This is a genomic window from Stenotrophomonas sp. FR010 (assembly GCF_047520755.2).
GTDB lineage: Bacteria > Pseudomonadota > Gammaproteobacteria > Xanthomonadales > Xanthomonadaceae > Stenotrophomonas > Stenotrophomonas sepilia.
Genome location: NZ_JAXBQT020000045.1, coordinates 1 through 8,072 on the forward strand (window position 1 = coordinate 1; position 8,072 = coordinate 8,072).

Consider the following 8,072-nt stretch of genomic DNA (forward strand, 5'->3'; position numbering starts at 1 on the left):
CGGCAGCTCGTCGTCGTTCAGGCCGCGCAGCAGCACCGCGTTGAGCTTGATCGCCGGCAGGCCCAACGCCTGCGCCAGCGCCAGGCCCTGCTGGAGCTCCGGCAGGCGGTCGTGCCCGGTGATGGTGTGGAAACGCTCGCGTTGCAGGCTGTCCATGCTCACGTTCAGCGCGGTCAGCCCGGCCCGGTGCCAACCCGGCAAGCGTCGCGGCAGCAGCGTGCCATTGGTGGTGATGGCCACCTTGCGGATGCCCGGCACCGCCGCCACGGTGGCGATGATCTCGTCCAGATCCTTGCGCAGGCTGGGCTCGCCACCGGTCAGGCGGATCTTGCTCATGCCCAGCGCGGCAAAGGCCCGCACCAGGCGGCCGATCTCCTCCACCTGCAGGAAACGCGGGTGGCCATCGGCCTGGTAGCCGTCGGGCAGGCAGTAGCTGCACCGGAAGTTGCAGGCTTCGGTGAGCGACAAGCGCAGGTACGGAAAGCTGCGTCCGAAGCTGTCGGTGAGTTCCCGCGCAGGCTGCCCCGACCCGGCCGGGGCCGGCGCTTCTGGTACCCGGATGAGCTGGCCTGACATGTTTCCTCCTCCCGACGGCGCGTCGGAATTGTTACTGCGAAATGACCACGCGCACTGGGATCGACTTCGCTGCGGGGGTTCCGCTGATACGGTCGAAGTAGTCCAGCGGCAGCAGCGGATTGAGTTCAGGGTAGTAGCCCGCCACTGCGCCCCGTGGCATGGGATAGTCCAGCACAGTGAGACCATCCACGCGGCGGTGCACCCCATCGCTGGAGATGGTTTCCAGGCTGACCTTCCCTTCCTTGCTGATCCCGCGCGCTACACGATCCTCCAGGTTCATGAAGAGGATCATGCGGTCGTTGTACACGCCACGGTAGCGATCGTTATAGCTGTAGATCGTTGTGTTGTACTGGTCATGGGAGCGCACCGTCGCCAGCCGCAGCATGGTCGGATCCTCGACCACATCGTTCACTTCGAGTCCAGGGAACAGCAGGATGTTGGCCTTGCCATTGGGTGTCGGCCATTCTCGACGGCGTGGCGGAATGTCCAGGTGGAAGCCGTGCTTCGCTTGGATCCGCTCATTGAAGCCTGTATAGATTTCGGGATAGACCGCCGCGATCAGATCGCGGACGTGGTCGTAGTCGTACATGCAGGCGGCCCAATCGACCCTGCTGTCGGGCAATGCTGCCATCGCCATGCGGCATACGATCTCCACCTCCGGCAGAACATGCTCGCTCACGGGCTGCAGCACGCCGCGTGAGGCGGTCACATTCGACATCGCGTCCTCGATGGTGATGAATTGCTCGCCCAACGGTGTATGGATCCATTCCGACCGCGCTACCACGGGAAGGATCAGCGCCTCCTTCCCGTGCACCAGGTGGCCACGGTTGAGCTTGGTGGCAATGCCAACAGTGAGTTCCAGGTTGCGCATCGCCCGGTAGGACACCTCGGTATCCGGCACGGCGTGGATGAAGTTGCCGCCCATGCCAATGAAGACCTTGGCAGTTCCCGCCAGCATCGCCTCGAGTGACTCCACGACATGGTGCCCATGCTCGCGTGGTGGCTCAAAGCCGAATACTTCACGGACCCGGTCGAGATAGCGCTGCGTCGGCTTCTCGTCGATGCCGACAGTGCGGTCGCCCTGCACGTTGGAATGCCCGCGGATGGGTGCGATACCTGCGCCAGGCTTTCCGAAGTTTCCACGCAGCATCAACAGGTTCGCGACCTGCTGCAGTAAGCGCGAGCCCTGCTGGTGCTGGGTCAGGCCCATGCCATAGCAGATGATGGTTGCACGGGAGCGGACGTATATCTCGGCGCAGCGCAGGATCTGTTCCTTCTTGATCCCGGACACCCGCACAATCTCGTCCCAGTCCTGCGCCATCACCTCGTCGCGCAACGCATCCAGCCCGACTGTGTGCTCGGCCAGGAATTGGTGGTCGAGCACCGTTTCACCGGCGGCTTCCCGCTCGAACATGGCCTTCATCATGCCCTTGATCAGGGCCAGATCACCGCCAATCCGAATGTGAACGAACTCGCTGGAAATCTCGGTGGAACCGAACGTCGCCATCTGCACGACGTCCTGCGGCTCGGCAAAGCGGATCAGGGCGCGCTCTGGCATCGGGTTGACCGCAACGATCGGAACCTTGCGCTTTCGCGCCTCCACCAGGTTGGTCATCATTCGGGGGGAGTTCGTACCCGTGTTCTGCCCGATGACGAAGATGGCCTCCGCATGCTCGAAGTCGTCCAGCACGATGGTGCCCTTGCCGATACCGATTGCCGGCGGCAGACCGCGGCTGGTTGGCTCGTGGCACATGTTGGAGCAGTCGGGGAAGTTATTGGTCCCGAACTCGCGAACGAAGATCGAGTACAGGAACGCAGCTTCGTTGGGTGTGCGCCCAGATGTGTAGAACTCCGCCTCATGCGGGCTCGACAAAGACCGCAGGTGACGCCCGATCGTCGCAAAAGCTTCATCCCAGCTGCATGGAACATAGTGATCGGTCGCCGCGTCATAGCGCATGGGCTCGGTTAGCCGGCCTTGCATCTCCAGCCAGTAATCGGATTGCGCCATCAGCTCCTGCACTGTGTGCTGGGCGAAGAACTCACGAGTCGCGCGATGCTTGGTCGCTTCCCATGCCAATGCCTTGGCTCCGTTCTCGCAGAACTCGAGCTTCTTGGTGTGATCAGCATCCGGGAACGCACAGCTGGGGCATTTGAATCCTCCCGGCTGGTTCATCGACAGCAGGGCCTTGGAGCCCTTGGTAATCACACTCTGCTGCATCAAAACCTTGGCTGTCGCACCTGCGGCTCCCCAGCCACCGGCGGGATGATCGTAGGCCTTGTAACGGGGGATCTTCTGCTCTGGCATGACAGGCACTCGCGGCACAAGTTTTGGGAGTGAGCAAAGTTAAGCACGCAACAGATTCGGCAGCTACGGACAGTGTGTCCGGCCGCACCGGACGGTCCGTCCTCGCTGCGACCGGACGCGGCGCAGCGGCGCGGAAAATCACGTTGGCTGCGGTAAACCTCCAGAGCGTCGGGGACAGTTGAGCGCGCCATCACCAGACGTTCACATCGCGCGCAACAAAAAAAACGCTTTTGAATTCAGACACCTCCGAACACCCCTCCCGCCTCCACGCCACTGCATCGGCGTGCCGCGGCCCAAGCTGTCCGTTCATTTGCGTCAAATTGTCCATGCACGCGTATTCGCTGTTTTTGGACGTAGTAGCGTGCGCGCCCTAGGGATAGTCTCTCCAGCATTGGAGCCCTACACCGATATCGTGGCGCCCTGCCCTGCCAACGGGCCGGCTGTCGCGTACGCCCCGGCTCCCCAACTCGCCAGGCCACTTCAGATGTTTGAGCCCAGCCCAGTCCTCGCGGGAGACACAGACGGCATCGTGCGCCGGCGGACCATCCAGTGGCGTGGTGATGTGCGCCGCTCGATCATGGACAGCGTCGCTGAAGAAGTCCCGGTGGCCATGCTCTACAACGATGTTGCGTTCTCGGTGATGATGTCGAGCCCTGCGAATCTGGAGGATTTCGCTCTCGGCTTCTCGCTGACGGAAGGACTGATTGCTGACCCGGCCCAGTTCCTAAGCGTAGAAGTCCGCCCGCGCCTGGAAGGCATAGAGCTGGCCATGACGGTTACCAGTGACGCGCCGGTCCTTGCTGCAGCTACAACAAACAGAGGGCGCAACCTGCCTGGCCGTAGCGGTTGCGGCATCTGCGGGGCCAGCCAGCTAGAGGAGGTCATTCGCAGGCCAACGCCACTTGACCATCCCGCAACCTGCTCTGTGGTTTCAGTGCGATTGGCTTTGGCCTCGCTGAAGCAGGGCCAGCCGATGAATGCTGCTGCAGGCTCAACCCATGCGGCCGCTTGGGCAGACCAGGATGGCCGCATTCTGCAGGTTCGCGAAGACGTTGGCCGGCACAATGCGCTCGACAAGCTGATCGGGTCCCTCGCGCGACGCTCGGTATCGACAAGGGCCGGCATCCTGCTGCTATCCAGCCGCGCCAGCTATGAAATGGTCAGCAAGGCTGCCATTGCCGGAATGGCAATCGTCGCTGCAGTTTCGGCTCCAACCGCGTTGGCGATCGACCTGGCAAAAGCAGCAGGGATCTGCCTCGTTGGCTTTGCGCGCAGTGAAGGCTTCAATGTGTACTCCCACCCCAACCGTCTGTTGGAACTGGACTCCATTGCACTTGCTCATGCATGAGCACCCAGCCAGCAGGATTTCCGATCACGTTGCCGAGACTGAGGGTGCCACCATGCCTCCCGAGTGCTTTGATCTATACACGAACCCAGCCCGCCCGACATTGGCACTCTACGTGCGTAAAGGCGCCGGTCTTCCGGACCTTGCCGATTCGTCGGGCTGGTCGATGGAGGGTGAAATCTGGTCTAACGAAATTCCTCCCGATGTACTGAAGACCCTGGAAGCCAATGGGCACGTCTTCCAGGAGCTGGGTGCCTGATCTGATAAGCCCGGCCTTGCAGATGCCAGGCCAAGCGACGACCGCTATGCCTGGGCACGGTAGGCCCTTGCGGTTGGCTGAAGAACTTCAGCCTGTACCAACTGTGCATCTCACCGTTCGCGATGAAGTGCATCCTTCCAGCGACGTTCTGTCTCCTTTCTCGGCTCCATCGAACCCTCGAGACCTCTATGGACGCACTCATCCTGTCGCGGATCCAATTCGGCTTCCTCATCAGCTTCCACGTGCTGTTTCCGGCCTTCACCATTGGCCTGGCGAGCTGGCTGGGTTTCGTGGAGTGGCGATGGCTACGCACCCGGAACCCTGTCTGGCGCGAGCTCTTCTTCTTCTGGCAGAAGATCTTCGCAGTCTCGTTCGGAATGGGGGTGGTCAGCGGTATCGTCATGGCCTTCCAGTTCGGCACGAACTGGCCACGCCTGAGCCAGGTCGCGGGAACGGTGATCGGCCCGCTGCTGACCTACGAGGTCCTGACCGCGTTCTTCCTGGAAGCCAGCTTCCTTGGGGTGATGATGTTTGGCTGGGGCCGGGTCTCGCCGCGTCTCCACTTCCTGTCCACCTGCATGGTTGCACTTGGAACGCTCTTCTCGACCTTCTGGATCCTGGCATCCAACAGCTGGCTGCATACGCCTGCCGGCTACGAAATGGTCAATGGCGTCGTGCATCCGGTGAACTGGGCGGAGGTGGTCTTCAATCCGTCGTTCCCGTTCCGCTTGGCGCACATGGCGTTGGGCTCCTTCATCACCACCTGCTTCGTCATTGGCGGCGTGGGTGCTTGGTACCTGCGACGCAAGGAGCACGTCGAAGCCGGTCAGAAGATGCTGAAGGCCGCAGTGATCTTCGCCGCACTCACAGTCCCAGTCCAGATCTTCGTCGGCGATATGCATGGCCTCAACACCCTTAAGCACCAACCCATGAAGATTGCTGCCGTTGAGGCCCACTGGCATCAGGGCAAGCCCGGCGAGGGTGTCCCGCTGGTGGTCTTCGCCGTACCCAACGAACAACAGGAGCGCAATGATCTGGAGATCGCCATTCCGCGGATGGGTAGCGTCATCCTGACGCACTCGCTGGACGGCACCTTTGCACCGTTGACGTCGGTGCCTGCCAGTGAGCGGCCGCCGGTGCTTCCGGTCTTCTATGCATTCCGGATCATGGTCGGACTGGGCAGCCTGATGTTACTGGTGGCCTGGCTTTCAGCACTCGCCCTCGTCCGCAGGAAGCTGTTCGGGTCACCACTGCTGTTGCGCGTATGGAACTGGATGCTCCCGAGTGGCTTCATCGCCTTGGTTGCGGGCTGGTTCGTCACCGAGATGGGACGCCAGCCTTGGGTTGTCTATGGCCTGCTGCGCACCGCCGATGCGGTGGGGCCACAAACGGCCTGGATGACTGTGCTTTCGCTGGCGGTCTACATCGCAGGTTATGCATTCGTCTTCGGTTGGGGGATCTGGTATCTGGTCAAAATCCTACGCCACGGGCCGCGTGTGCATGATGCCGGCCCATCGCTCGAGGGCGGCGACCGCACTCCGGCGCGCCCGATCTCCGCTGCCGATCAATCCCTCTGAGGAGCGCTGACATGGACTCGATCACGTGGTTGCCCGTTGCCTGGTTCGGCGTCATCAGCTTTGGTGTTCTGATGTATGTCGTTCTGGATGGCTTTGTGCTGGGTATCGGCATTCTGGCGCCGTTTGCCGAGGACGAAGAGCAGCTGGATGTCATGATGAACACCGCCGCCCCAATCTGGGACGGCAACGAAACCTGGCTGGTGCTGGGGGGCGCTGGATTGCTGGCAGCGTTCCCCAAGGCTTACTCCGTGCTGCTTTCGGCGCTTTACCTGCCAGTGCTTCTGCTTCTCGTATCGCTGGTTTTCCGCGGAGTGGCCTTTGAGTTCCGGTTCAAGGCTCATCGTTCGAAGCGCCTCTGGAGCGTCGCCTTTGGCCTCGGCTCACTGTTGGCAGCGTTCTCACAAGGCGTAATCCTTGGCACGGTGGTGCAAGGCGTGCCGGTGCTGAATGACGCATACGTCGGTGGTCCCTTCCTGTGGTTCAGTCCCTTTGCCATGCTCACCGGTGCCGCGCTGGTGGCTGGCTATGGCCTGCTGGGCGGTACGTGGCTGATCCTGAAGACGGAAGGACGGACCCACGCCTTGGCCAGGCGCTTGACCCGCCCGCTGGTGGTCGCGGTGATCGTGGCGATGGGGCTGGTCAGCAGCTGGCTCCCGTTCCTCGACCTGCGGTTGATGACCCGGTGGTTCAGTGACGGAAACTTCTGGTGGCTGTCCCCTGTCCCGCTGCTCACTCTAGCCGTCGCCGTGGCCCTGTGGCGGGCCGAGAAGCACCCGTCACATCACCTGGCGCCCTTCGTGCTCAGCCTGTCGCTGTTTATTCTTGGCTATCTGGGCCTTGTGCTTGGTATGTGGCCCTATCTCCTGCCGCCGACTCTGACGCTCTGGGAGGCAGCGGCACCTGCATCCTCGCTTGGCTTCAGCTTGGTCGGTCTGTCGGTCATGCTTCCCGTTATCCTGGGCTACACTGCGTGGTCCTACCGTGTCTTCCGCGGCAAAGTAAGCACTGAAACCAGCTATCACTGAACACGTAGCACAGCCCGGATCGTAGGCACTGGACAGAAAACAGCAAGGGCGCAACGGGATTCCGTTGCGCCCTTGTCCTGTCTGCCCTTGGCGCATTGAATGGCGCGCCAGATTGCTCTTACTTGTCCTTGACTTCGGTGAAGTCCGCATCCACGACGTCATCACCGCCGCCGGCACCGTGCTCAGGACCACTGCCCCCCGCCTGTGGCTGCTCTTGCGACGTGGCCGCTGACAGAAGCGGAGCAGCTATACGCTCCAGCGCCTGCGTCTTCGACTCAATCTGGGATCTATCTTCGCCCTTCATCGCCAACTCGACGCTGGACAGTGCCGCTTCGACTTCGCCGATGACTTCGCCGCCGACCTTGCTTCCATGTTCGCGGACCGCATTCCGCACGGTATAGACCAAGGCATCGGCCTGGTTTCGGGCGCCAACCAGTCCCTGAAACTTCAGGTCATCATCACGATGCTTCTCTGCATCGCCGACCATGCGCGCGATCTCCTCCTCGGACAGGCCCGAACCGGCCTTGATCTCGACCTTCTGTTCCTTGTTGGTCTTCTTGTCCTTGGCCGACACGTGCAGGATGCCGTTGGCGTCGATGTCGAAGGACACTTCCACCTGCGGCAGGCCGCGTGGGGCCGGCTCGATGCCGGACAGGTCGAACTTGGCCAGCGACTTGTTGAAGCGGGCCTGTTCGCGCTCGCCCTGCAGGACGTGGACAGTTACGGACGGCTGATTGTCCTCTGCGGTCGAGAAGGTTTGTGAAGCCTTGGCCGGAATGGTGGTGTTCTTCTCGATGATCTTGGTGAACACGCCGCCCATGGTTTCGATGCCCAGCGACAGCGGAGTCACGTCCAGCAACAGCACGTCCTTGACGTCACCGGCGAGCACACCGCCCTGGATCGCCGCACCCAGTGCCACGGCTTCGTCCGGGTTGACGTCCTTGCGCGGTTCCTTGCCGAAGAACTCGGTCACCGCCTGCTGCAC

7 protein-coding genes are annotated in these 8,072 nt (G+C 61.9%); 4 read left to right on the plus strand and 3 right to left on the minus strand.

Annotation, left to right across the window (positions count from 1 at the left end):
• Together ACM0PK_RS21365 and ACM0PK_RS21370 are read right to left on the minus strand one after the other, a co-directional pair.
• A partial coding sequence (locus ACM0PK_RS21365; protein WP_495498545.1) for a radical SAM protein occupies nt 1-576 on the minus strand: 576 nt, incomplete at its 3' end.
• A 31-nt stretch (nt 577-607) separates the two neighbouring features.
• Nucleotides 608-2,881: an FdhF/YdeP family oxidoreductase gene (locus tag ACM0PK_RS21370; RefSeq protein WP_134969176.1), complete on the minus strand. Its 2,274-nt coding sequence runs from the start codon at nt 2,879-2,881 to the stop codon at nt 608-610.
• Between the two features lie 484 nt (nt 2,882-3,365).
• Between ACM0PK_RS21370 and fdhD the strand changes: the two genes are divergently transcribed.
• From fdhD to cydB, 4 genes are all read left to right on the plus strand, one after another.
• Complete coding sequence (gene fdhD / locus ACM0PK_RS21375; protein WP_414608087.1) at nt 3,366-4,229, plus strand: formate dehydrogenase accessory sulfurtransferase FdhD; 864 nt, start codon at nt 3,366-3,368, stop codon at nt 4,227-4,229.
• A complete protein-coding gene (locus ACM0PK_RS21380; RefSeq protein WP_134972546.1) occupies nt 4,222-4,485 on the plus strand; it encodes a hypothetical protein in 264 nt (87 codons plus the stop codon). Before fdhD ends, ACM0PK_RS21380 begins: the two co-directional genes overlap by 8 nt.
• Nucleotides 4,486-4,673: 188 nt before the next feature.
• Nucleotides 4,674-6,062 (plus strand): cytochrome ubiquinol oxidase subunit I, encoded by a 1,389-nt coding sequence (locus tag ACM0PK_RS21385; RefSeq protein WP_414608086.1) that lies wholly within the window; start codon nt 4,674-4,676, stop codon nt 6,060-6,062.
• An 11-nt stretch (nt 6,063-6,073) separates the two neighbouring features.
• Nucleotides 6,074-7,087, plus strand: coding sequence for a cytochrome d ubiquinol oxidase subunit II (gene cydB / locus ACM0PK_RS21390; RefSeq protein WP_414608085.1), 1,014 nt, complete (start codon nt 6,074-6,076; stop codon nt 7,085-7,087).
• A gap of 118 nt (nt 7,088-7,205) precedes the next feature.
• Here cydB and ACM0PK_RS21395 read toward each other — a convergent pair.
• A partial coding sequence (locus ACM0PK_RS21395) for an Hsp70 family protein (protein ID WP_495498546.1) occupies nt 7,206-8,072 on the minus strand: 867 nt, incomplete at its 5' end.

Excerpts from the sequence above, each read along its gene's own strand:
- ACM0PK_RS21380 (WP_134972546.1), top strand. The coding sequence starts at position 4,222 with ATGCATGAGCACCCAGCCAGCAGGATTTCCGATCACGTTGCCGAGACT.
- ACM0PK_RS21385 (WP_414608086.1), top strand. The coding sequence starts at position 4,674 with ATGGACGCACTCATCCTGTCGCGGATCCAATTCGGCTTCCTCATCAGC.
- ACM0PK_RS21370 (WP_134969176.1), bottom strand. The coding sequence starts at position 2,881 with ATGCCAGAGCAGAAGATCCCCCGTTACAAGGCCTACGATCATCCCGCC.
- fdhD (WP_414608087.1), top strand. The coding sequence starts at position 3,366 with ATGTTTGAGCCCAGCCCAGTCCTCGCGGGAGACACAGACGGCATCGTG.
- cydB (WP_414608085.1), top strand. The coding sequence starts at position 6,074 with ATGGACTCGATCACGTGGTTGCCCGTTGCCTGGTTCGGCGTCATCAGC.